This window comes from Nonlabens sp. (assembly GCF_051251825.1).
Lineage (GTDB): Bacteria > Bacteroidota > Bacteroidia > Flavobacteriales > Flavobacteriaceae > Nonlabens.
Genome location: NZ_JBPOGG010000001.1, coordinates 191,356 through 216,748, shown reverse-complemented (window position 1 = coordinate 216,748; position 25,393 = coordinate 191,356). Strand labels below are relative to the sequence as shown.

Sequence of the window (25,393 nt, the reverse complement as noted above, 5' to 3'; positions counted from 1 at the left end):
AAAAATTGTTTTTGATTTTATTTTTCATTTTGACCTTTTATGGATATCTCACAATACTTCACAGATTACACTTTACGTACCATCACACTGGGAACGGCAGTTCTAGGTGCGATTTGTGGTATGCTAGGAAGTTTTGCGGTATTGCGTAAACAGAGTTTGCTAGGTGATGCAATCTCACATGCAGCGTTACCAGGAATAGCGATTGCTTTTTTAATTACTGGTGCAAAAGATTCAAATGTATTGCTCCTAGGAGCACTCGTCAGCGGACTGATAGGTGTTTTCTGGATCCGTGGAATCACGACCAAAACTCATTTAAAAACAGATACAGCGCTCGGTTTGATTTTGAGTTTGTTTTTTGGTTTTGGGATGTTGCTGTTGACTTATATTCAAAAACAACCCAATGCTAATCAGGCTGGTCTCGATAAATACTTATTTGGTCAAGCGGCAACTCTAGTAGAAAGTGATGTGATATTAATGGTGATTGTTACGGGAATCAGTTTGCTGGTAATGTTGCTGTTTTGGAAAGAGTTTAAGCTGTTGTTATTTGATAAAAACTATGCAATGACTTTGGGATTCAACACAAAATTTATTGATGGATTAATAAGTTTTTTTATAGTGCTCGCCATCGTAATAGGTTTACAAACCGTAGGTGTGGTACTCATGAGCGCTATGTTGCTCGCGCCAGCTGCAGCAGCCAGACAATGGACTAATAGCTTGAGTGTGATGGTGTTTCTCGCAGCAATATTTGGGGCTTTTTCTGGAGTTTTTGGAACAGCAATAAGCGCTAGTCAGAATAATTTATCTACTGGACCAGTTATTGTTTTAGTAGCCACAGCTTTTGTAATTGTATCATTTCTATTTTCACCTGAGCGTGGTGTTATATTTAAACAAATCAGATTGATTAAAAACAGGCGTGACTTAGAACTTAAAAAGACTTTATATTTCATGTACGACATCGTGCGTAAACATGAAGATATTTCAAGACCACATGCCATAAGAATACTCAACAGTTTTCAAGGATTCACTAAAAAAACACTTTCTAAGCTAGAAGAAAAGGACTGGATTACCATTCAAGGACAAAATTGGTCCATGACTGCCGATGGTTTTGAAACCGCCGCAAATTTGTATAACAATAATCTACCTGAGTCATGAACCCTACGCTAGACATACAACTTATTGCTGCCGTTACAGCCGCTGCTTGTGCGATTCCAGGAGTGTTTCTGGTATTACGCAAAATGGCACTGATTAGTGACGCAATAAGTCACTCCATTCTTCCTGGAATAGTCATTGGGTTTTTTATCACGCATGATCTTGCTTCACCATGGTTGATTATTTTTGCCGCGTTTAGTGGAATTATTACGGTAGTTCTCGTGGAACTTATTCAAAAAACGGGACTCGTAAAAGAAGATACTGCCATAGGTCTCGTCTTTCCTGCGCTATTTAGTATAGGTGTGATCTTAATTGCTCAAGGAGCAAATGATATTCACTTAGATGTAGATGCAGTGCTGTTAGGCGATCTCGCTTATGCTCCTATGGACAGGCTATTTATCGATGGAGTAGATTATGGCCCTAAAGGATTATGGACGATATCTGTAATTCTTGTTATCACCTTATTATTACTTTTTGCTTTCTATAAAGAATTAAAAATCAGCACATTTGATGTTGGCTTGTCGAGTGCGTTGGGTTTTTCTCCGGTTATTTTACACTATGGTTTGATGAGTGTGGCGTCTATAACTACGGTTGCGGCGTTTGATGCTGTAGGTGCTATTCTTGTGGTTGCTATGATGATTACTCCAGCAGCAGCAGCTTATTTGCTCACAACTGACTTGCGCAAAATGTTAGTACTTTCTGTTCTGTTTGGAATAGGAAGTGCGGTAGGTGGATACTGGTTTGCGCGCTGGTTAGATGCATCTATTTCAGGATCTATTACAACTGTTTTAGGAATACTATTTTTGATAATTTACCTTTTTGCACCTAGCAAAGGGCTTATTGCAGTACTATTTAGACAGAGCAGACAGCGTATAGAAGTTTCTCTATTAACATTCTTATTACACCTCAATAATCACGATAGTGAAGACGAGCGCCGAGTAGCGCACCTGCAAGAACATATCAACTGGCGCAAAGTAAAAGCAAATTCAGTTTTAAAACTTGCCGAAAAAAACAACATGATTACTATAAATAATGAAATCGTATCACTCACCGCAAAAGGACTTCAATTCACAGAAAAAGCACTCGATTACATCATCACAAACAAAGATGAAAAGATTGAAGACATGAAAGATGATTTCTTTTTGTTTAGAGGATAAAAATAGGGGCGGAATTAATTCCGCCCCTGAAAATTTTTATGTCTATGATTCTAAAAAGAAGCTTTTCTTTTCTCTAAAAACGCAGTAGTTCCTTCTTTAAAATCGTCTGTTCCAAATGAGGCACCGAAACAATCAATCTCAACTTGATAGCCATCTATACCATCCACATAACCAGCATTTACGGCATCTATAGCAGCGCCTATTGCCACTGGACTATTGCGACATATTTTACCAGCGATTTTTTCACAAGTAGGAATTAATTCTTCTAGAGTTACGACATGATTTACAAGACCATATTCATGTGCCGTTCCAGCATTAATCATTCCTGCAGTCATGATCATTTCCATAGCACGTCCTTTACCTACTAATTGCGGTAATCGTTGTGTTCCACCATATCCTGGAATGACTCCTAGAGAAACCTCTGGCAATCCAAGCATCGCATTACCGCTCGCCACTCTAAAATGAGCCGACATGGCAAGTTCTAATCCACCACCAAGTGCAAATCCATTTACCGCAGCAATTACAGGCTTGGAACAGTTTTCTACTTTATTAAAAAGTATTTCCTGACCGTGAGCCGCAAGTTCTTTCCCTTGTTCTGGTGAGAAATGGGCAAATTCTGCAATATCTGCTCCAGCGACAAATGCTTTTTCGCCGCTTCCTGTAATTATAATTACTCTCGTGTCTGCATCATCCTCAGCGTTATCAATCGCTTGACTTAACTCTTCAATGGTTTCTTTATTAAGTGCATTGAGTTTATTAGGCCTATTAATAGTTATAGTGGTGATCTTATTTTGGGTAGCAACTAGAATGTTGTTCATGGTGATTTGTTTTTGTCTGTTGTAAAAATAAACATAAGCTCCATGATGTAAGAACCTCGAGCTTTAAAAATTGATAAGATGTGATTTATACGCTTTCGCGAAAGCGTACTTAACGAGACAACGGCAGCTGCACCACAAACTCAGTTCCTTCTCCATACTGCGTAGTCATGGTAATGGTACCGTTGAAATTCTCAACAATTTGCTTTACCATCGCAAGACCTAATCCCATACCACTATTCTTAGTGGTGAATTTAGGTTCAAAAATTTTAGTCTGGTAATCTTCATGAATCCCTGATCCATTATCTGCGACCTTGAGGTATAAATACTTCTCATCGTGAGAAATAGAGACGTTAATTTGAGGTTCACGACTTTCATCAAGAGCTTGAATTGCATTTTTAATCAAATTTGTGACCACTCTTATAAGTTGTGTACGATCAAAAATGACAAATAATGACGCTGCATCTTCTTGATAAGTGATATAAGATTCATTAAAAATATCAAGGGCAAGTTGTGTGACCATAGGCACATCAGTCTCTTCATTTTTTTGAGCTGGCATGGTAGCATAAGTAGAAAATGCACTCGCTATATTACTTAACACGTCAATTTGCTCAATTAAAGAATTACTGTATTCCTTCAGCTTTGCCGTAGAATCTGGATCTGCAGGATCAAAACGTCGTTCAAAACTCTGAACGGTTAATCGCATAGGTGTTAATGGATTTTTAATCTCGTGCGCTACTTGTTTTGCCATTTCACGCCAGGCTTGTTCTCGCTCACTAGTTGCTAGTTTTACAGCACTTTCCTCTAGTTGATCCACCATATTATTATAAGACATAACTAGAGCGTTCAACTCACCAGCGTCTGACTCATCTATCACTATTTTATCATTACGCTCGGCGATATTAATTTCCTTAAATCTATCGCTTATTCGGCTTATGGATTTAGTAATATACTTAGACAAAAAATAAGCTAATACTATGGAAGACAGGAACATCAACACGTAAATCCCTGCTAGTCTTGTGAGAAATTCTCGCAACTCATAGTTCATGAAGTCATCATTCTCTAGATAAGGTAGATTGAGAATAGCAATGGTCTTGAACTGACTGTCTGTTAAGTAAGAATAACTAGACAAGTATTTCCTTCCATCTTCTTCAAATGACACTACATACCGTTTGGTATCTGATTTATTAAGCCCATCTAAAATAATGTGATTAATTTGAAGATCTAGCGTGTCGGACTTGAGTTTAGGTTTAGAAGTTTTAATCAATTTACCTTCTAGGTCGTACATATTTACTGGCATACCGTGTATATCACTGATTCCGTAAATTTCATCTATGAAGATGTTTTGCAAATTCTCAGTTTTCACTTCCCAGCTGGTCTTACTTAATACGTAAGCAATATTCTCTTTAATGGATTGTTCTTTACGCTGCAGGCGTTTTGTGTGGTAGTCTTTTGCCTGTTCTCTAGATTGATAAATAGACATTCCAGCAATCAATAGACTAGAGATCAATGTCAATAGTATCATTGATATAAAAATGCGATTGCGCAGGCTATTTTGAAATATTTTCATAAAATGTAAATGTAATACCTTAAAAACATATCCCGAAGCTACGTTTTTTATATCCATTTTTAGGAACAAGAATCAAGCCGAAAATAGTTCAAAGTTTAAGGTTTGAGGCTAATCCTTCTATATTTTATGGCTAGTAAGTTAATTTAACAACCTAGATATGATTGCAGTTTAAAATTCAGACTCCAATTAATATATTTTTACATTTCACTTTACCAAAATAAATAAAACTAAAAATCCCTAAACTAAAAGTCTAAGGATTTTTCAAAATTTAAAATTTTATTGAGTCAGGTCTCGACTGCGCTCGACCAGACAAACAACTATTTAGTCATCGCCGGATTTACCCATGTAAAACGAGTAATTTCTTGTGGTATTTTAATACGTTGAGAGATGCGTTCCATACGTGCTGGTAGTTTCATTAGGTAATCTCTCGCTTTTTCTGCCTCTTCATTAAGACCTTTCATATTTGAAATATCCCACATATCGATAAGCTTTTGCATGATGTCTATATAGTCCTGAGCTGTGTAAACTCCTATGCGTTGCGCACTGTTTGAAAAATCTTCAAAGGCACTTCCCATAGATTGTCCTGCTTCTCGTAAAAACATGGCTGGCATCACTATTTTGTTAACCATCATGTCTTTAAAAGCAACCATCATATTACTAGGATCTACTTTAAAAATCTCCTCTACAAACATGCTATATGCTTTATGGTGACGCATTTCATCACCAGATATCATACGACACATTTTAGAAAGTGAGGCGTTTCCATATCCACGAGCAAGCTTTGCCACACGATTATGTGATATATAAGTAGCCAGTTCTTGAAAACTGGTATAAATAAAGTTTTTATAAGGATCACGGTCTGTTCCTATGTCAAAACCGTCTGCAATTAAATGTTGAGTAGTGATTTCTATCTCACGCATGTTCACACGACCAGAAAGGTATAAATACTTGTTGAGCACATCTCCATGACGGTTTTCTTCTCCAGTCCACTGGCGCACCCATTTAGACCAGATGTTACCTTTACCTTCTACTTGATTGATTCCTTCTACGTCCATCAACCAGGACTCATAGGTAGGTAATGCCTCTTCAGTAATGGTATCACCTACTAGAGCTACCCAAAAATCATATGGTAATTCCTTAGCAAGCTCTCTTAATTCTGTTACCTCATCAAAGAAAGTATCTTCCTGAGAATTAGGTAAAAAATCTGTGGGCTGCCAGATTTTATCCGCTGGAATCAAGTACTCGTCCATAAAGGACTGTACTCTACTTTCTAGCGATTGCATCACCTCGATGCGTATATTTTTAAGGGGCTTGTTCTCCATAACTTTCTAAATATCTTTAAAAGTACGTGTTTTATGTGTTAGTTCGCTTTCGCGAAAGCGTAATTACGATAATAATCAATTAATTACAGCCTTTTCTTCCTTTAAGAATTAACTGCTGTGCTCGTTACCGCGCCATGCACAATAGATTCAGTTTGCGCTATTATTTCCTCACCATCACGACCGGCAATAGGAATAGGTTCATGAACGGTAACCGTAATTTTATTTCCTATTCCATAAGGGAACTTTCCATAGCGATCCACTTTCCATGAATTATTAACGGTGACTGGTACAACTATAGCGTCTGGTATGTATTTAAATAGCGTGAGTAAACCTTTGGACTTAAACGGTTTAGGCTCACCTGTACGACTTCTAGAACCTTCGGCAAAAATCACGACACTGCGTTTTTTCTCATGTACGTTTTTTGCAAATTTCATAAGCGCAGCAATGGACTGTCGTGGATCTTTACGATCGATAGAACAATTCTCTCCTATACGCAAGTTGAGCGATATACTAGGGATTCCCTTAGCGAGTTCCTTTTTTGCAATGAATTTTGCGTGATAATTACGTAAATAATAAATCAACGGCGGTATATCAAACATACTCTGGTGATTGCTCACAAAAATGTATGACGGTCCTACTGGCAACTCTTCTTTAAAATTTAAACTGAAAGTATTAAATAACGGTAAATGCGATTGCATTAAGAACCAATTCAATATCGCAACACTCTTTCTATGAGCATCATAACCCCAAATTTTATGACATATCAACTGGATAGGATGAAATATCACTAGGAAGAGGAAAAACAATAAAAAATGTATCACCGTTAATGGATACGATATGATTTTTTGCATGCTACAAATATAGAATTCAAAATGGGCATATTCATCGATGTTTGAATCAATTGATATGCATGCATAGTAAAAGAATTAGGCTTCTAAAACAAAAATGGTTGTGTATTTCTACACAACCATTTTAATAATTCTTAAACTAAGAGCTATTAACAGTTCTCGTTATAAGCTTCTTTAAGATTCTCTGCGATCATCATTGCTGGTCGACCTTCAATGTGGTGACGTTCTAGCATGTGCACTAACTCACCGTTTTTGAATAATGCCATACTCGGTGAACTAGGTGGAAAAGGAATCATAGCTGCTCTTGCAGCATCTACTGCTTCTTTATCAACTCCTGCAAAAACAGTCACGATATGATCTGGCTTTTTTGCGTTTTCAAGAGACATTTTTGCTCCAGGACGCGCGTTTGCGGCAGCACATCCACATACTGAATTTACTACTACTAGGGTTGTTCCTTCCTTGTTGATGGCGCTTTTTACAGCGTCTGCGGTATATAAGTGTTCAAAACCTGCGTTTCCTAAATCATCTCGCATAGGTTGAACTAATTCTGCTGGGTACATATTTTTAATTTTTTACAAAGGTAAAACCTAAGATTCATATCTAGGTATGAATGACATCATTAAATCTTATGGTGGGATTAATTATTAAAAGTATTAATAACAATTAGTTCGAGCATTGAGGCTCTCGAAATGCGATCTAAACGACTTGAATCTTTTAATTTGGACTTCGAGAGCCTCAGTCCTCGCAATGCGATAAAAACGATTTGAATATTCAACTATCACCATTAGAACTTTAGAGAAGTAAGGAACATTTCGTTCTGTTTCCGTTCCCCAACCCTAAAGGGTGCGGAAACACTAGCTACGATTTCCTCTCTTTATAGAATCCTCGCCCTTTAAAGTTGGGGACAAGGTTTCGTCTAAGCATCAAATCGAGCTTTCACTCTTGTAGCGATGTCTTGCATTTCTTCTTCAGTCAGTGATACTTTATTTACAAAACGCATGTCTTCCATATCACGTAGTGGTATTAAATGAACGTGTACTTGAGGAACTTCTAGCCCTATAACACTCATTCCTATTCTTAAACAGGTTACTTCTTCTTTTAATGCTAGTGCTACTTCTCTAGAGAAATCCATTAAGTCAAAATAGGTCTCGCTATCCAAGTCAAAGATTTTATTGACTTCCTTTTTAGGCACACATAGTGTGTGTCCTGGTGCATTAGGATTGATATCTAGAAATGCTATGAAATCTTCATTTTCTGCTACTTTATAGCATGGAATCTCGCCGTTGATGATCTTTGTGAATATGCTCATGTATTAAATAGTTTAAGTTGAAATTGTAGTTTTAAATTATCCTTTTTCATTTTTTCCTTGATGACGGCAAAGTCTACTTTGAGCGAGACTGTGCGGCTGGGGAACAAACCTGCCTGCCGGCAGGCAGGAAAATCAAGACTTAAGAGCATTTTACTAAAAATTTCATTCACTACGGCGCAAAAAGAAGTTTAGCTACTATTAATAATACCAATACCGAAAAGTGTGATTTTGAATATTTAATATCTCTTCGTTTCTAAACGATTTTTGCTTAACCCTTCGTTTATTTCATTTTTAACGTAAAACTCTCTTAGGTCACCTACGAAGAGAACTCAGTTATTAGATGAATTATCTGCCTAAAGTAAAATGTGCGTTTCTTTTAACTATCCTCTTGAGATTTCCATGATTTCTAGCTTGATTGTTCCTACAGGAACAACAGCCTCAGCAATATCACCTACTTCTTTACCTAGCAAGGCTTTACCTATAGGAGAGTCTACAGAGATCAATCCTTTTGTAATGTCTGATTCACTTTGAGCAACGAGCTTATAGTTCATCACCATTTTATTATTCAGGTTCTTAATCTTCACATTGCTGTGTATTAAGACTTTGGACATATCGAGGTCGCTCTCATCTATAATACGAGCATTTGACACTACAGCTTCAAGTTTTGAAATGCGCATTTCTAGCATTCCTTGTGCTTCTTTTGCTGCATCATATTCTGCATTTTCACTCAAGTCTCCTTTATCACGCGCCTCAGCAATTGCTTGTGATGCTGCAGGACGCTCTACATCTTTAAGCTGCTTGAGTTCATCTCTTAATTTCTTAAATCCTTCCTCAGTATAATACGATACGTTACTCATAATTTCTTCAATTTTTAAAGGCTTTCTAGGGCTGTTTTTTAGTCAACATTCGCGAAAGCTGACTACCAGCAGTCAAAGCATAATTCCTAAAAGCACCTCAACATTTACTAGCCTTCTAGAATATAAATAGCAAAATCCCACCATAAGTGCGGGATTTCAAAAACAAATATACTAAATATCGATATCATCGTTATACATTTGAAGTGTTTAAAGAAATGATCTCATGCGCAAAGCGTTTATTCTAAGTATTCTGTTTATTATTTTCTCTTGTACGAGTGATGATAACGCGCGTCGCAATCCTTTTCTCGTGGATCTGGCTTTTCAGTCTGAACTGAATACCAACTTACCACAATACAGCAGTCTTAATTTTCCTGGAAATTATGTGATTGTAAATAGTGGTGGTTTAAGAGGTTTTGTGATTTATCATCCTGGAAATTCTCAATATTTTGCTTACGAATTAAGCGATCCTAACCATTCTCCTAGTTCTTGTTCTAAAATGACCATCTCAGGAATCACAGCCTCATGTCCATGTCCTGATGATAATAATGAATACAGCATTTTTAACGGTCAACCTACTCAAGGCGGCGGACTTTACGGCCTTAAAGCCTACCGCGTGGAACGTAGCGGAAATATTATTAGGGTATTTAATTAGTCTTTTTTTAGTCGCAGTTTGCAGTCGCAGTTTTTGCGTAGAAAAAAAACTTCTCATATAATAATACTGATCACTGATACTGAAAACTGCGACTAGTACTGCCTACTAAAATTTAAGAGTCACTCCTGTCAAGAAATTAATCCCAGCCTGTGGATAAAATCCTGCTCCTTCTACCGTAGAAATTGTTCCTGGATTTGAGAAATCATCATCATACGTGAAATAATAACCGTTTGAGACATATTTCTTGTCCAATATATTATTCACTAACGCTGTGAAAGTGATGCTTTCAAAAGTGGATTTAGGTTTTATGGTATAAATGAAGTTGATATCATTTGTAAAATAATCATTGAGCTTAGATTCTTGAGCCTCAGTATTACTCATAAATTGCTCGCCTACAAATTTACTCAATAATGAAATTTGAAGATTCTTTATAGGCTGGTAAACGATCGCGTTTGCAGCGACTACGTTAGGTGAGAAAGCAATATCAGTACTACCTAAGTTTTGTAATGATCCATCAAAAGAACGGAATGTTTCTTTATTTCTATTGCTACTCAAGGCAAGATTAGGCTGTAATGTTAGTTGGCTAGTTACAGGAATCACAGCATCTAGTTCTAGTCCTAGACGGTAACTTTTACCACTATTAGTTCTCAATGGTGCTCCTACATCATTCAATTCACCGCTCAACACGAGCTGCTCGTTGTAGAGCATTAAATACGTATTTGCGTTAAAAGTAAAGTTGCCTTTTTTATGACGCCATCCTAGTTCAAAATCATTAAGTTGCTCTGGCTTGATATCTGGATTGCTTTCAAAATCGTTTCTGTTAGGCTCGCGGTTTGCTCTGGCATAAGATAAATACAAATCATTATTATCGTTATACTCATAGGTTACACCAGCTTTAGGATTGAAAAAAGTAAAGTTCTTATCTACTAAAAACTCAGACAAATCAGAGTTGATTCCCGAGGTTTCATAATTAACATTACGCACTTGAAGATCACCATATAACTGAAAACGATTATTTAATTTATAAGTAGCCTTTGCAAAAACAGATGCGTCATTCTTCTTACCATTACCGTCATAATAGCGGTCTCTTATATCAGTTTGACTTGCAAATCGGGCCCAAATCACCTCACCATAATGATCACCATCATAATGACTTATTGAAGTTCCAAAGATTAAGTCTATTTCGTTATTCTTATAATTTGCGCTAGCGTTAAAAACATAATAATCGTTATCCAACCAGCGACGACGGATCAAGTCAGTTGTATTTACGGTCTGTCCATCTACTACGAGTTCATCAAAACCATAAGTTGCAAAATCATCATCTTCTCTAAATTGCTCAAAGAAACCACGGCCGTAGGTATAGTTTAATCCTACATTTGTGGACCAATTTCCATTACACTTCTGGTTCCAGTGCAACTGGTAATGATCTTGACGGTAATCGTCTACTTCATTATCATAAAATTGAGTATTACCATTTTCATCCTCATATTGTCCAGCTGGATTAAACCTTCGATTATCTCTAAGTGTGGTCCCATCGATTCCAAACCACGATTGATACGTCACATTATTTCCACCAAAGGTGACTGCTTTTAAAAGCGTGTTTTTATCTACATAAGAACCTTGAAGAAAATAGGATTTTAAATCACTTGATGCACGATCCACATAACCGTCTGATGCTATATTTGATAACCTTCCGGCAATCTCAAAGTGATCATTCATTAAGCCCGTCGAGAATTTTACAGTATGCTTTCTACTATTAAAACTACCGAAAGAGTTTGAAATCTCACCACTTGCTTCTCTAGAAACAGCGTCAGTCAAAACGTTGATACTGGCGCCAAAAGCTCCACTACCATTTGTACTCGTTCCCACACCACGTTGTACTTGTAAATTTTCAACTGATGATGCAAAATCTCCTAGATTCACCCAAAAAGTTCCTAACGACTCAGCGTCAGAATATGGAATACCGTTGATGGTCACGTTTGTAGATTGCGAACTCACACCACGTATTCTCAGACCTGTATAACCTATTCCTGCACCAGCATCAGTAGTTGTTACTACAGACGGCATAAAATTCAATAGCATGGGAATATCCTGTCCTAGATTACGTTTAGCAATTTCCTCTTTAGATAAATTGCTGTGAGTAATTGGTGATTTTGCATCTACTCGCACGGCCTTTACTAGAACTGCATCTAGTTTTTCAGCTTTGGTAGTGTCTGTTTCTTGTGTGTTTTGGGCTATTGCAAGACTGGTTGTTGCCAGTGCAGCTGCAATTAAAATGCGACACTTCGAGTGTCTCAATGTACCACGTAAATGTTTCATAAGAACTTCATGTAAAGTTCAAATAAAAGGGGCATTTATTCGGTTCGATTAAAAATAAAATGTTTGAGAGGATTCTCTTGATTAAGTCTATTAAAATTACGCTTTCGCGAAAGCGTATTCTAACCAACTTAAATCTATTCCCTTGGCAGCATTACCTGCCCAGGTTCCTCGGGTATAATCTCAGCCTTTTCAATGATATTAAAAAAGCACCCCTTGAGATGGTGCAAAGATACAACTGATTTTGAATTTGAACTCGAAACTGAACTTGGAAATAAAAATTAATTTATATAGAAAATGCTGTTTTAAATTAAAGGCAAAATCACAAAAAACACCCAACTCTTATCTTCCCTCAAGGGAAGACGATATTTTGAGAATTTGTTATACTTATAGATTTAGCTTATAAAATAAGGCTTTCTCATGCATAAAATATTAGCAAGAAAATAAGGGTTTTCGGTTTAAAGGTTACGAGCTCAAAGACTAATTAACTCAGAGACTCAAATACTTGAATTCTTAAAAAGTAATCTCCTTCTCCACTTTCTCACCACTACGATCTACAACGACTTTAGTCGTATCACCATTATCAAAAGTGGCAAGAGTTCTCATGTAACTCATCATATCTACAATCGTGCTATCTCCTAATTTCACAACGATATCGCCTTTCATCAATCCAGCTTTTTGTGCTGGTTTTTCTTCGCTTATACCATCGATGCGCATTCCTTTACCGGTAAATAAATAATCTGGAACTACGCCTAGTCCTACATTAAAACGTGGTACTTCTTCGCTTTCATTTTTAGTCTTTCTGAAGGCTAGTTTTCCTGCGTTGTCAAACTCGGCTGTGATTCTTAGAATATAATCAGAGATTTTTTGCATTCCTTCATAGTTCAACTTCTCAGCATCGTCGCCTGGTTTGTGATAATCTTCATGCTGACCAGTGAAGAAATGTAATACTGGAATATCATTTAAGTAGAACGATGTGTGATCACTCGGTCCTACACCACTTTCACTTAAAGCAAGTGTAAAATCTTTATTTACCGCGTTGATAATTTGGTTCCATCGTGGAGAAGTTCCTGTTCCATAAACGGCAAGTGTATTTTCTTCATTCAATCGTCCCACCATATCCATATTGATCATGTAGGTAATGGAATCTAAAGCAATCGTAGAATTCTTAGTAAAATAATTAGAACCTAATAATCCCATTTCTTCACCAGAGAATGCCATAAAGAGATAGTTATTACCTTTCTTATCGCTTGTTTTTAATTCGTATGCTAGGTCTAACATCACGGCAACTCCACTAGCGTTATCATCTGCTCCATTATGGATTGCTTCTCCTTCTCGATGTAGAGAACCTTCACCGCCCATTCCTAAATGATCGTAGTGAGCACCTATCACGACTGTTTGTGCAGCGCCATTATCTACATAACCTAAGACGTTAGTTCCTGTTAAGAATCCGTCGCCTTTCTCATCTGTAAAAGCAGCTTCTTGATGAGGATCACTCGATGGTTTAAAAGAAAAGGTCTGGAAATAAGTTCCTGCATTACCTTTAGGTTCTAGACCAGATTCTTTCATGCGTTTTGCGATATAATCTGCAGCGAGTAATTCATAAGAAGTTCCCGTTTCACGACCTTGTAAACTGTCTGACGCGAGATAAACAACATCGGCCTTCATGTTGCCTTTTATGGGCTCAAACTTCTTGATATCTGTCTTACAAGAGACTAATAAACAAATGGCTATAAAAAGTGTCGTGATTCTCATATCTAGCGTGTAATTTTGCACAAAATTAAATCATACATGAGAACGTTCCTATTTCTAATCGCATTAATGGCCGTAATAAGCTGTAAAGAGACTGTAAATACTGAAGATACCTCTGCAACCGAAACAGAATCTGTGAATTCAAATCCATTAATAATGGAAGGCGAAAATCACTTTAAGGATATCTATCAAGTAACCTTCGGTGGTGATAATGCTGAGGCTTACTGGAGTTTTGATGACAAGCAACTTATCTTCCAGAGCAATAACGCTGCTTGGGATGTAGGATGTGATCAAATGTTTACAATGAATTACGGAGACAGCTTCCGCGAAAGCGTGCCTAAAATGGTCTCTACAGGAAAAGGAAGAACGACTTGTGCTTATTTCTTACCAGATAATGAACATATTATCTACGCCAGCACACATTTAGCTATGGACGATTGTCCAGATACGCCACTTAAAGAAAACGGGAAATATGTATGGCCTATTTATGATAGCTATGACATTTTTGTTGCAGATCTTGATGGAAATATCACTGCACAACTCACTAACGAAAAAGGTTATGATGCAGAGCCTACTGTTTCTCCACAAGGTGATAAAATCGTTTTTACCAGCGACCGCAGTGGTGATCTTGAATTATACACTATGGATATAGATGGTAGTAATGTGAAGCAAATCACTCACGAATTAGGGTATGACGGCGGCGCGTTTTTCTCACCAGATGGGACGCAATTGATTTTCCGTTCTTCACGTCCTAAGACCGAAGCTGAAATTAAAGAATACAAGGATTTATTAAAAGTAGGTCTGGTACAACCTACAGAGATGGAACTTTACATTTGTAATGCAGACGGATCTGATTTACGCCAGTTAACCCAACTAGGAAATGCCAACTGGTCGCCATTCTTTTTACCAGATGGAAAGCGTGTGTTGTTCTCTTCAAACTTTGAAGCAGAGCGTGGTTTTCCATTCAACCTTTACATGATTAATACTGACGGTACTGGTCTAGAACGAATCACACATGGAGAAACTTTTGACGCTTTTCCAGTATTCTCAAATAACGGGAAATTCCTAGCTTTTTCTTCTAACCGTAATAATGGTGGTGGACGTGATACCAACTTGTTTATCGCTGAGTGGAAGGATTAGTTAAGTAAGCAGGATTTAGTAGGCAGTAGGCAGTCTGAGTTCTCCTCATCTATCACAATTTGAAGTTATTAAGAAATGTGATAGGATTACTTTTCCCAGTGATTGACGTATTTAGCATTACTTTTTTATTTTATTTTTAAAAGATGTCTAACACAGATTTAATTATTGAAGAACGCAGCCGAGATATCGGTGATTTTCTCGTAGGTCGTTTGATACCATTCCGCAAGAAGCGTATGGTTGGGCCTTTTATTTTTATTGATCACATGGGACCGACGACTTTAGGTCCTGAGAAATATATGGATGTGGACCAGCATCCACATATAGGGTTGTCTACCTTAACTTATTTACTGGAAGGACAAATAACTCATGAAGATTCCATAGGAACACACCAAGTTATAGAACCTGGATCTGTGAACTGGATGGTCGCTGGAAAAGGTTGCTCGCATACAGAGCGCACACCACAGCAATTGCGTAGAGAACGATCGGTATTTAAAATGCATGGTTATCAAATTTGGGTAGCGTTGCCTAAAGAATTAGAAGATATTGCTCCAGAATTTCATCACATCGAGGCTTCTCAATTACCTGCTTGGAAAGAAAAAGGAGCCGACTTTACTCTCGTAGCCGGAAAAGGATATGGTCATGAATCACCAGTTCCTGTGCATTCTGAACTTTTTATGGTGGACATCAAAACTACTAAAGATTATCAACTTAATGTTGCAGGAAACCTGAGCGGTGAAATAGGCGTTACCATAGTTTCAGGAAGTGTGAGCGCTTGTGGCGATGTGATTGAAAAAGGAAATATGCTCGTAAGTAAAACCGAAGACGTTTGTAACATCACTATTCATACTGGTAGTCATGTGTTACTCTTCGGCGGTGAGCCTTTTCCAGAAGAACGATTTATCTACTGGAACTTTGTAAGTCATTCTCAAGAAAAAATCGAAGTTGCAAAACAAGCTTGGAAAGACAAATCATTTCCTATGATGGACAATGATAATAGTTATGTGGTGATGCCAGAGTAGTTACTTCAGCTCTTTCTCGATGATTTTTAAGCTTCTTGTTTTTTTATTATATGCGATGTATCTGAATTTACTGTCTGTAAATACGGTAGATGCGTATTTAAGTTTTTTATTCTCTTCTAGCTTATCGATATAACTTTTCTTATCAATATCTCTATGAATAGTTTTCAACTCTTTAGGATTTATTAAACTACCGTCAAGAGAAATTCCTATTTCAAAGGAGCTACTGCTATCAAGATTTGAAACGACCTTAATAAACGGCACTTCTTCTGGTGGATTAGGCCCAAATCTAGGAAGACTGTTCATAGACTGTCTTTGTTGCTGTAACATTTGCTGGTGCATTTGCATGTGCATCATTTGTTGTTGCCACATCCAGTTGTGAAACCACCACCAGTTATTATTATAGTTATACGTTCTTTTATCTACATAATCCATTCTTACTTTAACAGCTCCAGTAGAAGTAGTATTTGCAGTGATGGTAGGTTCATTTCTGCTTTTTGAAGCTTTATTTACAAAGTTGTCATTAGCAGTTTTATTGGAAGCAACATCTTTCAGTTCACTGCTCAACAGATCAATTGAAGAGCTCGAATCATCATCTAAATTAAAAATATCAATCGCAGCTTGATCTTTAGCTAGTTTAAGTTGGTAGAGCTTATCATTTGCATAAAACGAGGTGCTCTTTTTTATTTTATCAGAGAAATTTTTGTTTTGATAAGTACTTAAATCTTCAGTTATTTCACCATTACCATTTAAAGGAGCTTTTAAAACTTGGGTCGTCCCTTCTTTGTCATTTTCTCTTGTGATGATTATTTGGTCATTTTCACTGTAAGCTCTAAACTCTTTTATAGATCCATTCTTAATGAATTCATCAGTATTCACAGCATCTAGGCCATTTTTAGATAGTTCTTTAAGAAAATCTTTATTGGAGTCATTTACAGCAATTTTACTTTCTGTAACAGATTGAGAGTTTTCAACCTTAACAATTTTCAGTTCCTCATCGTTTGCAAAAACGAGAATATTTTTATCCTCTTTTCTCAGAATCGTTTTGAAATCTTCAGCTATAATATTTTCTGATATAGTGTGTGCTCCAGTTGAGGTATTAATATCAATGACATTAAAAACTTCCTCTTTATTTTTTTTAGTTTTAGTAATGATCGTGAAAGATTCATCATTGCTATGAAATGATAAAACGCCCAATTTATCTTCAAAAACTATAGGCTTTAATTCATTTACAGCACCTTTTGCAAAGGTATAAGGAAGAATATTGAAGTTTTTATCTTCTGTGTTTTTTGCAATTATGAGATGAAAACTATCTTCTCCAGTCATATTACCAGAAAAAGTTCCCTCAATCTTAAATTTTTTATCCAGTTTAATAGAATCCTTAGGTCCTGGAATACATAAAAAAACACTTAATAGCAGCGTAAATAATTTCATAGCATCAATATTGGTATAAAAATACTACAAAATGATAAGTTTAATAAGCAGTAAGTAATGCGTAATAAATGTCTTGTTTAGATTTAGAAATGCCAACAAGAATAGTTGGCATGTCATATTTCAAATCTTCTAAGCTATAGTCGCCCCATTCACAACCGCATCATCTGGATTTACAAAGACTAATTTTCCTTCAGGATCTTCAGCCAGTAAAATCATTCCTTGAGATTCTACACCACGTAATTTTCTAGGAGCTAGATTTGCCAGTACTGTCACCTTACGACCTACTAATTCTTCAGCACTGAAATGTTGTGCGATTCCAGAAACAATCGTTCTTTTATCTATTCCAGTATCTACCGTCATGACCATTAACTTATCTGTTTTGGGCATTTTCTCGGCAGTAAGAATTTCTCCTACTCGCAAGTCCATTTTCATGAAGTCGTCGTAATTAGTTTCTTCTTTTTGTGGCATAAGTGTTAGATTTTCAACTGCGTTTGCAGCTTTAGTAGCTTGTAATTTATCTAATTGTACAGTGACTTGCTCATCTTCTATTCTAGAGAATAAGAGTTCTGCTTTGTTGATTTTGTGGTTGGAAGGTAATAGTGGTTCTGAACCAGCTACCGTTTCCCATGTAGGTCTCGACTCCGCTCGACCAAGCATTTTCTTTAATTTAATACTTGTATGCGGTAAGAAAGCCTCACTTAATATGGCAAGTGCTGCTGTAAGCTGTAAACATACATACATGATGTTTTGAACTTGCTCTGGATTTGTTTTAATCAGTTTCCATGGTTCAAGTCCTTCCTCTGCAATGTATTTATTTCCTAAACTGGATAAATTCATTAATTCTTGCAGCGCTTCTCTAAAACGATAACGGTCTAGACTATCTCCTATGATCTTAGGATATGACTTGATTTGATCTAAAACATCTTGATCACGCTGTGTAAGATTCACTATTTGTGGAACAACTCCATCGTAATACTTATTAGTAAGTACAATCACTCGATTGACAAAGTTCCCTAGGTTTGCCACCAGCTCATTATTATTACGCGCTTGGAAATCTTTCCAGGTGAAATTGTTATCCTTAGTCTCTGGAGCATTTGCAGCGAGTACGTAACGCAATACATCTTGCTGTCCAGGGAAATCTTCTAGATATTCATGCAACCATACGGCCCAGTTTCTGGAAGTAGAGATTTTATCATCTTCTAGATTCAAGAATTCGTTTGCTGGAACATTATCGGGTAGTACATAATCGCCGTGCGCTTTTAACATCGCCGGGAAAATGATACAGTGAAAAACGATGTTATCCTTACCTATAAAGTGCACTAGTTTTGTGTCGTCCTTTTTCCAGTAATTTTCCCAATTTTTCCCTTCACGAGCTGCCCATTCTTTAGTAGCACTTATATATCCTATAGGTGCGTCAAACCAAACGTAAAGCACCTTACCATCTGCTCCTTCTACGGGAACTGGAATTCCCCAATCGAGGTCTCGAGTTACCGCACGTGGATGTAAACCATCTGTAATCCAGCTTTTCACTTGACCTAGCACATTGTTTTTCCAATCTTTGGCGTGACCTTCTACAATCCACTCATTCAACCAGTCGCTGTACTCATCGAGCGGTAAGAACCAGTGTTTAGTCGCTTTTAACTCTGGTGTGTTTCCTGTGATGGCACTTTTAGGATCTATTAAATCAGTTCCATTGTGTGAAGTTCCACACTTCTCACACTGGTCTCCATAAGACTCAGTATTACCACATTTAGGACAAGTTCCTACTACAAATCGGTCTGCCAGGAACTGGTCTTCCTCTGGATCATATAATTGCTCAGTAACTTGCTCTATAAACTTACCGTCGTTATATAATTTTGTGAAAAAAGCGCTCGCCGTTTTGTGATGTTCCTCAGAACTGGTACGACCGTAATGGTCAAATGTGATTCCAAATTCCTTAAAAGAATCTCCTATAATTTTATGATAGCGATTTACGAGTTCTTGAGGTGTGATTCCTTCTTTTTTTGCCTTAATCGTAATGGGCACACCATGCTCATCACTACCACAAATAAAAGCGACATCACTACCGCGCATGCGCTGGTAACGCGCAAAAATATCGGCAGGAACGTAAACTCCTGCAAGGTGACCTATATGGACTGGACCGTTAGTATATGGCAACGCTGCCGTAATCGTAAATCGTTGTTGACTGCTCATGAACTTGTTTTGAGAGTTGCAAATTTACGATTAATGGTACAGCTACGCACGTGTTTTGTGAAGTGTTACATTGAGTTCTGTAGGCTTGAGTATTGCAATGTGTTTTTTGATCTCGCTTTCGCGAAAGCGAAATGCAAACAATCCTACCTCATCAAAAACTGACTCGAGTATTCATTACCGCCAGTACTTATTCTATAAATGTAATTCCCAGAAGGCAATCGGGTTTTCAAAGTCTCTTTAATATGAATCTCATGTACTCCAGCCATGTAATATTCATGAGCCAGCTGGCCGATTTCCTGACCTAGAAAGTTAAAAATTCTTATATCGAGTTTGCGACCTTGATCCATTTGTAAATAAAGCACATCGCTATCCTGACTATTCACAACAAAATGCTTGAAATCTTGCGTATCAAATCCAGGAGTAGAAAGTGTGGTACAATTGAATCCTAGATTGATCGTATTATAATTCCCATTGAGCATGGCCTGATCTACCGTGGTAGGATCGATACAGAGCCATTCTTTCATCACCGTAGAATAAACGTCTCTAAAATCAGTGCTATGAATCATGTTTCCAGCAGCGTCCAGATTAGTTAGACTAGGATGTGTTCCTATAAATCCGTTACCATTCAATCCACCGCCAAATAACATCATAGGTGCCGCGGCGCCATGATCTGTTCCGTTAGATCCATTTTCTTCTACGCGACGACCAAATTCTGAAATGGTCATGCACAACACTTCATCTTGATTTCCATATGCAGCAAGATCTGTATAAAAAGCATCAATAGATTCTGCTAATTTTTGCATACGGTCTGCGTGAGTACCAGCTTGATTTGCATGGGTATCAAAACCATCTAGCGTGACCATATAAACTTTAGTTCCCAGCTGACCTTTAATCAATCGTGCTACGATAGCAAGTTGCTCTGCAATGGTATGATTTCCATAAGTTGCTTGAGTAGTACTGGCTTGATATGCAGTGTTAATCACACCAGCATAAGTAAATGTGTTATTAGTGGTCGTTCTTAAAAAACTGAGTTGATCTCCATAAGTACATGGTGGTACATTTAAAGCATCGTGTTGCCAGCCGTTTTGAGCGAGATTGTACAATTGTTGAGGATCTGCCACAGAAAATGCGTAGTTAGTTTGCATTCCTTCAAAAGCTAGGTTTCCTAAACTACCTATTTGTATCGCCGGTGGAATCGCTGGCGGACTTAGTAAAAAGTTAGGGTATTCATTTTCAAAGAATCTTCCCATCCAGCCGGTTTCTTCTTGGTTTACAGCATCTGTACTTGCCCAGATATCACTAGAACGGAAATGCGATAAATCCTGGCCAGCATATCCTACTCCATGAACGACTTTCATCTCACCATTTCCCCAGCGAGATTGTAAACTGCTCATGAATGATGGCAGTCCATAATCTGTAGAAAGGTTATAAAGACTGGATTGCGCTAGAGCAATGTTAGGTCGTTGAGCGGCATAGGTTCCATAATCATTTAACGGTACGATAGTGTTGAGTCCATCGTTTCCACCTTTTAATCTAATTAAGACTAGTACTCGATCATTTGTACTAGCTGCAAGTGCTGCGGTTATAGGACTTGCCATGGCGCTCGAGATTTGAGCTCCACCTAGTGCAAATGTTCCTGCACCAGCAATTCCTAGTGCTTGTAAAAAGGTTCTACGACTCCAGGCCTCATGCTCTTCATGATGCGCCTGTGAGTTAGGATCTTGATGTTTTTTATGAGTATCACACATTGCGCTAGTTATTTAAGTTGGAATTCTGGCATTCTAAAAATGTGCTGCATTAAAAGAACCACCTGATATGGAACAGAACCCCAATTTAAGTTCCATTGCATAGTATCATAATAGTTTTGTGGTACGTCACCTTTAAAGACTTGTGTGGCGAGTGCATAATCTGCTGCGGTGTGCAAGGCTTTAGGCACAAAACGATCTACAATTTCTTGAGCTATGATGGCAGGATCGTTAGTTGAACTAGCAATAGAAATCGCTAGATTCCTGAAAAGTTCTTCATTTAAGTTCCAGGTAGTCCACATGATATATTCTAGTCCTTGCCATCTTCCTGTAATAGTACTACTGTTGATCCAATCGCGATCGCCTTGCCAGCCAGCTACATCCACTGGATTAAAGTACTCCATTCCTAGATTACCAGAATAGTAGAAAACAACTTCTAATTGTTGCGTGGTAAATGGAAAGTTTGACTCTTTGAAATAGCTCAACAAGCAATCCATAGGATCTTTTATAATAGAACCTATAGCGTCATCCTCAAAAAAGTGCTCACTTTTAAAAAGCTGTCTCAATACAGGAACTATTTCCCAGTTGCTGTTTCTAAAAGTAGTTGCCAGTTGATCAATGATAGATTGCGCTGGCAATTCAGGACTTACAAATGCTCTGTAAATTTTCTTTACTATAAAATCAGAGATCTCATTTGCTCTTACATTAAACAAGTGATCTATTAGCGTATCATGATTAAAATTAGTAGGCGCACTACCGAAGATTACTTTATTTGTATTATCAAATGAAGAGCTTTGGAAATTAATAGGCGCTCCTACATCTGTCCAATTATTATATCCAGTTAATGCTCTTGCAGCTTCAACTATATCTGTTTGTGTATAGTTATTATTTGCTCCTAAAGTAAAAAGCTCAAAGAGTTCCCGAGCGTAATTCTCATTAGGACTCCATTTATTATTTAAAACACCATTCAAATAAACTAGCATCGCTTCACTCTTACCTATTTCCTTAGTAAGTGTTTTAAAGTTCCCTAAAGCATGTGTTTGTAATAGATTATAATATTGATACAACCATGATGGCGCACTGTAATCTTCTACCCGAGTCACAAAATGATTGTGCCAGAACAGCGTCATTTTAGATCTCATCTTTAAATTTAGTGAATCCTCATAAGTTTGAATCCACCACGATTTTATTTGTGGAAAGCGCTCATTTGCATAATCAGTATAATCAGATCGATCCCAGTTTGCCCAAATAGGAGCTGGAGTATTCATGTAATTTACAGAATCTGTAATCCAAGTATCTACAAATGCGGTAGGCGATTGTCCTAAAATAATTTGTTCTTGAGCTACATCGAGACCGTAACCCAATCTTTTTAAAACATGCCTGACTCGTTGTATATTCCACGGTTTAGAAGCCGTAGGAACATAAGGAGCTAAGGTGGCAGTATTACAAGAGGCAAAAATTTCCATAAGCAAGTTGATAAAGCTTGATGTTAAAGATATATATTAGTTAACTTATAATTAAGACTTTAAGTATATTGTTTAGTTTAATCTTTATACGCACAAATTGTTTTATTAGATGTCTAGAACATGAATTTTTTAGCTAAAAATGCTCATATAAGAATCTTATGCACAGCGAGATGTGCATTTAAAAAAGACTTAAAACCTGCTCAAGAATTGCTGGAATCATGGGGTTTGCGTGTCAGTTATGGTAAAACCATAGATGCAAAATATCATCAAATGGGCGGTGATGTTGCTTTACGAACTGCTGACTTTCAAAACGCTTTAAATGACGATGATATAGACGCAATATGGATTGCACGTGGTGGTTACGGAACGGTACAGCTTATCGATGGAATTGATTTTTCTGCTTTTACTTCGACAAGCTCAGCACATCGCGCGAAAGCGGACTTCAAAAAACTCATCATAGGCTATTCAGATGTTACGGTGTTGCATAGTCATTTGCAAGGTTTGGGAATTTCAACCTTGCATACCTTTATGCCACTAGAGCTTAAAAATAAACCTCAAAGCAGTATCGATAGTTTTAAAACAGCCTTATTAGGCGCATCGCAAACTATTGAAATTCAAAACGAGCATCAATTAAAACCTCAAGAATTACAAGCTCCTATAATAGGAGGAAATTTATCGATTTTATACAGTTTACTAGGTTATGAAAGCTTTCCCAAGACCGACGGCTGCTTTTTATTTATTGAAGACATCGATGAATATCTATATCATATAGAGCGTATGATGTATGGACTTAAAAGAGCTGGACTCCTTAAGAACCTTAAAGGAATCATCGTGGGCGGCATGAGCGATATGAGAGATCATGAAATTCCATTTGGGAAAAATGCTCAAGAAATCATCACTGATCTTACTGCAGATTATGATTATCCTATTATTTTTAATTTCCCTGCTGGTCATGTAAAAGACAACCGCAGTTTAAAACTAGGAGAAGAAATGCAGGTTTCTATTCTTAAAGACCACATTACCTTTACTTATTAATCATGGCAGATCATAACGAACTAGGTAAAGAAGGAGAAAAAATAGCCGTTGCTTATTTATTGAAACATGGTTATGAAATTCTCACTACTAATTATACCTATCTCAAAGGTGAAATCGATATCATCGCTCAAAAAGGCAATACTATCGTAATTGTAGAAGTAAAGACTCGTTCCACTCCAGACTTTGGCGATCCACAAGATTTTTTAAAACCAGCCCAAATTAAAAGATTAGTCACCACCGCAGATCATTATATTCAACATCACGGTAATGATGATGCTGAGGCACGATTTGACATCGTCGCCATTATAAAAAATAAAGCTGGAACACAGATAGAACATTTACAAAATGCATTCTTCCATTTTTAAATAAAAAAAGCAGCCTCGATAGGCTGCTTTTTATTTATACTTTTAAAAACTAAAAGTTTCTATTTTTCTTCTTTAATTAGGTACACATAAACTGGAAAGTGATCACTGAATCCGTTTGTGAAATTCCCGTTATCATAACTACGTAGTGGATATCCTTTATAACGTCCTTTCTTATTAGTCATAAAAGTAGGATTATAAATTCCAGCATGAAAATAGAAGTAACCGTCCTGATTTGCTTGTTTAAGCAATGGATATGTTACCATGATCTGGTCAAAAATATTTCCTGCATCTCGATAAGCTAGCGTGTTATATCCATCTTTTAACATCTGGATATAAGGATTGTAGATCATTTGAGGTTTTACATCTTCCTGTTCTTGTTGTGCGTTTAGTGTTTCAAGAACACTCACATTTGTAGGGTCATCATTTAAATCTCCCATCACCATGATTTTAGACATAGCATTTGAAACATGTAATGAGTCAATAATTTTTTTATTTAATGCTGCTGCTGCTACACGATTAGGTCTGCTGCGTTGCTCACCACCACGACGCGATGGCCAGTGATTTACTATAAAGCTTATAGGATCTCCATTCAACTCACCACTTACTACAAGTTGATCTCTCGTGTAAATGCGATCTCCATCGGTATTATCTGTAATTACTAAACGGCGAGATTGTGAATTACTCACGGTAAACTCGCTCTTTTTATATAAAAGACCTACATCTATTCCACGACGATCTGGTGAATCATAATGTTCTATTCCATAATCATAATCTCTCAGTAAAGGGTGACTTGCAAGATCTTCTAGAACCTTGCGATTCTCGATTTCACAAACTCCTAGAATTGCTGGAGCGGTTCCTGCTTTGTCGGCACCTATTTTTCTGATTACACGAGCCATATTCGTCAGTTTCTTTTCATAAACTTCGGCTCTTAATCCTTCGGCCATTTCCATCATGGGGCTGGCTTCATCATTAATAGTAGGATCATCCTCAATGTCAAAGAGGTTTTCAAGGTTGTAAAATGCTACAGTTTGAATCTTGTACTGTTTTGCATTATCCTTATCTTGTTGTGCGTGAGACGCTTTCGCGAAAGCGAAGAAAACAATCGCACTGGTAACTAGGTACTTATACATATAATAAAATATCTTAGATTAACATTATGTAAACATTTATACAAACGCCGCGCCAAAGATACTCTTAACATAAGAAAAACGTATTTTTGCAGCCGATTAATAACGATATATTAATAAACAAC

The 25,393-nt window shown here is 37.2% G+C and carries 21 protein-coding genes; 7 read left to right on the top strand and 14 right to left on the bottom strand.

Annotated elements, in window-relative coordinates:
* Positions 1-39: 39 nt before the first annotated feature.
* Complete coding sequence (locus tag ACSHWW_RS00940) at positions 40-1,152, top strand: metal ABC transporter permease (protein WP_435680529.1); 1,113 nt, start codon at positions 40-42, stop codon at positions 1,150-1,152.
* Complete coding sequence (locus ACSHWW_RS00935) at positions 1,149-2,306, top strand: metal ABC transporter permease (protein WP_435680528.1); 1,158 nt, start codon at positions 1,149-1,151, stop codon at positions 2,304-2,306. The genes ACSHWW_RS00940 and ACSHWW_RS00935 overlap by 4 nt, the downstream gene beginning before the upstream one ends.
* A 50-nt stretch (positions 2,307-2,356) precedes the next feature.
* On the opposite strand, the gene ACSHWW_RS00930 is transcribed toward ACSHWW_RS00935, so the two are convergent.
* The 7 genes from ACSHWW_RS00930 to greA all read right to left on the bottom strand — a co-directional run bounded on the left by ACSHWW_RS00930 (position 2,357) and on the right by greA (position 9,027).
* Positions 2,357-3,130, bottom strand: coding sequence for an enoyl-CoA hydratase/isomerase family protein (locus tag ACSHWW_RS00930; RefSeq protein ID WP_435680832.1), 774 nt, complete (start codon positions 3,128-3,130; stop codon positions 2,357-2,359).
* Between the two features lie 103 nt (positions 3,131-3,233).
* A complete protein-coding gene (locus ACSHWW_RS00925) occupies positions 3,234-4,691 on the bottom strand; it encodes an ATP-binding protein (protein ID WP_435680527.1) in 1,458 nt (485 codons plus the stop codon).
* A gap of 317 nt (positions 4,692-5,008) precedes the next feature.
* Positions 5,009-6,013 (bottom strand): acyl-ACP desaturase, encoded by a 1,005-nt coding sequence (locus ACSHWW_RS00920; RefSeq protein ID WP_435680526.1) that lies wholly within the window; start codon positions 6,011-6,013, stop codon positions 5,009-5,011.
* 101 nt (positions 6,014-6,114) lie between these two features.
* Complete coding sequence (locus ACSHWW_RS00915) at positions 6,115-6,864, bottom strand: lysophospholipid acyltransferase family protein (RefSeq protein ID WP_435680525.1); 750 nt, start codon at positions 6,862-6,864, stop codon at positions 6,115-6,117.
* Positions 6,865-7,010: 146 nt separating this feature from the next.
* Positions 7,011-7,421 carry a BrxA/BrxB family bacilliredoxin gene (locus ACSHWW_RS00910; protein WP_435680524.1) on the bottom strand — a complete coding sequence of 137 codons (411 nt, stop codon included), beginning with the start codon at positions 7,419-7,421 and terminating at the stop codon, positions 7,011-7,013.
* A 356-nt stretch (positions 7,422-7,777) separates the two neighbouring features.
* The gene (locus tag ACSHWW_RS00905; RefSeq protein ID WP_435680523.1) at positions 7,778-8,170 is read right to left on the bottom strand and encodes an HIT family protein; all 393 of its coding nucleotides are present in this window, start codon (positions 8,168-8,170) and stop codon (positions 7,778-7,780) included.
* Positions 8,171-8,550: 380 nt separating this feature from the next.
* A complete protein-coding gene (greA, locus tag ACSHWW_RS00900) occupies positions 8,551-9,027 on the bottom strand; it encodes a transcription elongation factor GreA (RefSeq protein WP_435680522.1) in 477 nt (158 codons plus the stop codon).
* Between the two features lie 223 nt (positions 9,028-9,250).
* On the opposite strand from greA, the gene ACSHWW_RS00895 reads away from it, so the two are divergent.
* Entirely contained in the window at positions 9,251-9,679 is a 429-nt protein-coding gene (locus ACSHWW_RS00895; RefSeq protein WP_435680521.1) for a Rieske (2Fe-2S) protein, read from the top strand.
* A gap of 105 nt (positions 9,680-9,784) precedes the next feature.
* Here ACSHWW_RS00895 and ACSHWW_RS00890 read toward each other — a convergent pair whose 3' ends face one another.
* The gene (locus ACSHWW_RS00890) at positions 9,785-11,998 is read right to left on the bottom strand and encodes a TonB-dependent receptor (protein ID WP_435680520.1); all 2,214 of its coding nucleotides are present in this window, start codon (positions 11,996-11,998) and stop codon (positions 9,785-9,787) included.
* Positions 11,999-12,508: 510 nt separating this feature from the next.
* Positions 12,509-13,750, bottom strand: coding sequence for a M28 family peptidase (locus ACSHWW_RS00885; RefSeq protein ID WP_435680519.1), 1,242 nt, complete (start codon positions 13,748-13,750; stop codon positions 12,509-12,511).
* A 36-nt stretch (positions 13,751-13,786) separates the two neighbouring features.
* Between ACSHWW_RS00885 and ACSHWW_RS00880 the strand changes: the two genes are divergently transcribed.
* Positions 13,787-14,887 (top strand): TolB family protein, encoded by a 1,101-nt coding sequence (locus ACSHWW_RS00880; RefSeq protein ID WP_435680518.1) that lies wholly within the window; start codon positions 13,787-13,789, stop codon positions 14,885-14,887.
* A gap of 143 nt (positions 14,888-15,030) precedes the next feature.
* On the top strand, positions 15,031-15,906 hold the full coding sequence (locus ACSHWW_RS00875) for a pirin family protein (protein ID WP_435680517.1): 876 nt from the start codon (positions 15,031-15,033) through the stop codon (positions 15,904-15,906).
* Here ACSHWW_RS00875 and ACSHWW_RS00870 read toward each other — a convergent pair whose 3' ends face one another.
* From ACSHWW_RS00870 to ACSHWW_RS00855, 4 genes are all read right to left on the bottom strand, one after another.
* Positions 15,907-17,337, bottom strand: coding sequence for a hypothetical protein (locus tag ACSHWW_RS00870; RefSeq protein ID WP_435680516.1), 1,431 nt, complete (start codon positions 17,335-17,337; stop codon positions 15,907-15,909).
* A 129-nt stretch (positions 17,338-17,466) separates the two neighbouring features.
* Entirely contained in the window at positions 17,467-19,530 is a 2,064-nt protein-coding gene (gene metG, locus ACSHWW_RS00865) for a methionine--tRNA ligase (RefSeq protein WP_435680515.1), read from the bottom strand.
* Positions 19,531-19,673: 143 nt separating this feature from the next.
* On the bottom strand, positions 19,674-21,278 hold the full coding sequence (locus ACSHWW_RS00860; protein WP_435680514.1) for a DUF1501 domain-containing protein: 1,605 nt from the start codon (positions 21,276-21,278) through the stop codon (positions 19,674-19,676).
* Positions 21,279-21,286: 8 nt separating this feature from the next.
* Positions 21,287-22,741: a DUF1800 domain-containing protein gene (locus ACSHWW_RS00855; protein ID WP_435680513.1), complete on the bottom strand. Its 1,455-nt coding sequence runs from the start codon at positions 22,739-22,741 to the stop codon at positions 21,287-21,289.
* A gap of 120 nt (positions 22,742-22,861) precedes the next feature.
* On the opposite strand from ACSHWW_RS00855, the gene ACSHWW_RS00850 reads away from it, so the two are divergent.
* Together ACSHWW_RS00850 and ACSHWW_RS00845 are read left to right on the top strand one after the other, a co-directional pair.
* Positions 22,862-23,776, top strand: a complete 915-nt coding sequence (locus tag ACSHWW_RS00850) for a S66 peptidase family protein (protein ID WP_435680512.1) — start codon at positions 22,862-22,864, stop codon at positions 23,774-23,776.
* A 2-nt stretch (positions 23,777-23,778) separates the two neighbouring features.
* Positions 23,779-24,141, top strand: coding sequence for a YraN family protein (locus ACSHWW_RS00845; RefSeq protein ID WP_435680511.1), 363 nt, complete (start codon positions 23,779-23,781; stop codon positions 24,139-24,141).
* A gap of 59 nt (positions 24,142-24,200) precedes the next feature.
* Here ACSHWW_RS00845 and ACSHWW_RS00840 read toward each other — a convergent pair whose 3' ends face one another.
* Positions 24,201-25,271, bottom strand: coding sequence for an endonuclease/exonuclease/phosphatase family protein (locus ACSHWW_RS00840; protein WP_435680510.1), 1,071 nt, complete (start codon positions 25,269-25,271; stop codon positions 24,201-24,203).
* Between the last annotated feature and the right edge of the window lie 122 nt (positions 25,272-25,393).

What these genes read in the sequence shown, in the direction of transcription:
- ACSHWW_RS00935 (WP_435680528.1), top strand. Translation starts at nt 1,149, where the DNA reads ATGAACCCTACGCTAGACATACAACTTATTGCTGCCGTTACAGCCGCT.
- ACSHWW_RS00940 (WP_435680529.1), top strand. Translation starts at nt 40, where the DNA reads ATGGATATCTCACAATACTTCACAGATTACACTTTACGTACCATCACA.
- ACSHWW_RS00895 (WP_435680521.1), top strand. Translation starts at nt 9,251, where the DNA reads ATGCGCAAAGCGTTTATTCTAAGTATTCTGTTTATTATTTTCTCTTGT.
- ACSHWW_RS00925 (WP_435680527.1), bottom strand. Translation starts at nt 4,691, where the DNA reads ATGAAAATATTTCAAAATAGCCTGCGCAATCGCATTTTTATATCAATG.
- ACSHWW_RS00840 (WP_435680510.1), bottom strand. Translation starts at nt 25,271, where the DNA reads ATGTATAAGTACCTAGTTACCAGTGCGATTGTTTTCTTCGCTTTCGCG.
- ACSHWW_RS00905 (WP_435680523.1), bottom strand. Translation starts at nt 8,170, where the DNA reads ATGAGCATATTCACAAAGATCATCAACGGCGAGATTCCATGCTATAAA.
- ACSHWW_RS00915 (WP_435680525.1), bottom strand. Translation starts at nt 6,864, where the DNA reads ATGCAAAAAATCATATCGTATCCATTAACGGTGATACATTTTTTATTG.
- ACSHWW_RS00910 (WP_435680524.1), bottom strand. Translation starts at nt 7,421, where the DNA reads ATGTACCCAGCAGAATTAGTTCAACCTATGCGAGATGATTTAGGAAAC.
- ACSHWW_RS00860 (WP_435680514.1), bottom strand. Translation starts at nt 21,278, where the DNA reads ATGTGTGATACTCATAAAAAACATCAAGATCCTAACTCACAGGCGCAT.
- metG (WP_435680515.1), bottom strand. Translation starts at nt 19,530, where the DNA reads ATGAGCAGTCAACAACGATTTACGATTACGGCAGCGTTGCCATATACT.
- ACSHWW_RS00885 (WP_435680519.1), bottom strand. Translation starts at nt 13,750, where the DNA reads ATGAGAATCACGACACTTTTTATAGCCATTTGTTTATTAGTCTCTTGT.
- greA (WP_435680522.1), bottom strand. Translation starts at nt 9,027, where the DNA reads ATGAGTAACGTATCGTATTATACTGAGGAAGGATTTAAGAAATTAAGA.
- ACSHWW_RS00870 (WP_435680516.1), bottom strand. Translation starts at nt 17,337, where the DNA reads ATGAAATTATTTACGCTGCTATTAAGTGTTTTTTTATGTATTCCAGGA.
- ACSHWW_RS00880 (WP_435680518.1), top strand. Translation starts at nt 13,787, where the DNA reads ATGAGAACGTTCCTATTTCTAATCGCATTAATGGCCGTAATAAGCTGT.
- ACSHWW_RS00845 (WP_435680511.1), top strand. Translation starts at nt 23,779, where the DNA reads ATGGCAGATCATAACGAACTAGGTAAAGAAGGAGAAAAAATAGCCGTT.
- ACSHWW_RS00890 (WP_435680520.1), bottom strand. Translation starts at nt 11,998, where the DNA reads ATGAAACATTTACGTGGTACATTGAGACACTCGAAGTGTCGCATTTTA.
- ACSHWW_RS00850 (WP_435680512.1), top strand. Translation starts at nt 22,862, where the DNA reads ATGAATTTTTTAGCTAAAAATGCTCATATAAGAATCTTATGCACAGCG.
- ACSHWW_RS00920 (WP_435680526.1), bottom strand. Translation starts at nt 6,013, where the DNA reads ATGGAGAACAAGCCCCTTAAAAATATACGCATCGAGGTGATGCAATCG.
- ACSHWW_RS00855 (WP_435680513.1), bottom strand. Translation starts at nt 22,741, where the DNA reads ATGGAAATTTTTGCCTCTTGTAATACTGCCACCTTAGCTCCTTATGTT.
- ACSHWW_RS00875 (WP_435680517.1), top strand. Translation starts at nt 15,031, where the DNA reads ATGTCTAACACAGATTTAATTATTGAAGAACGCAGCCGAGATATCGGT.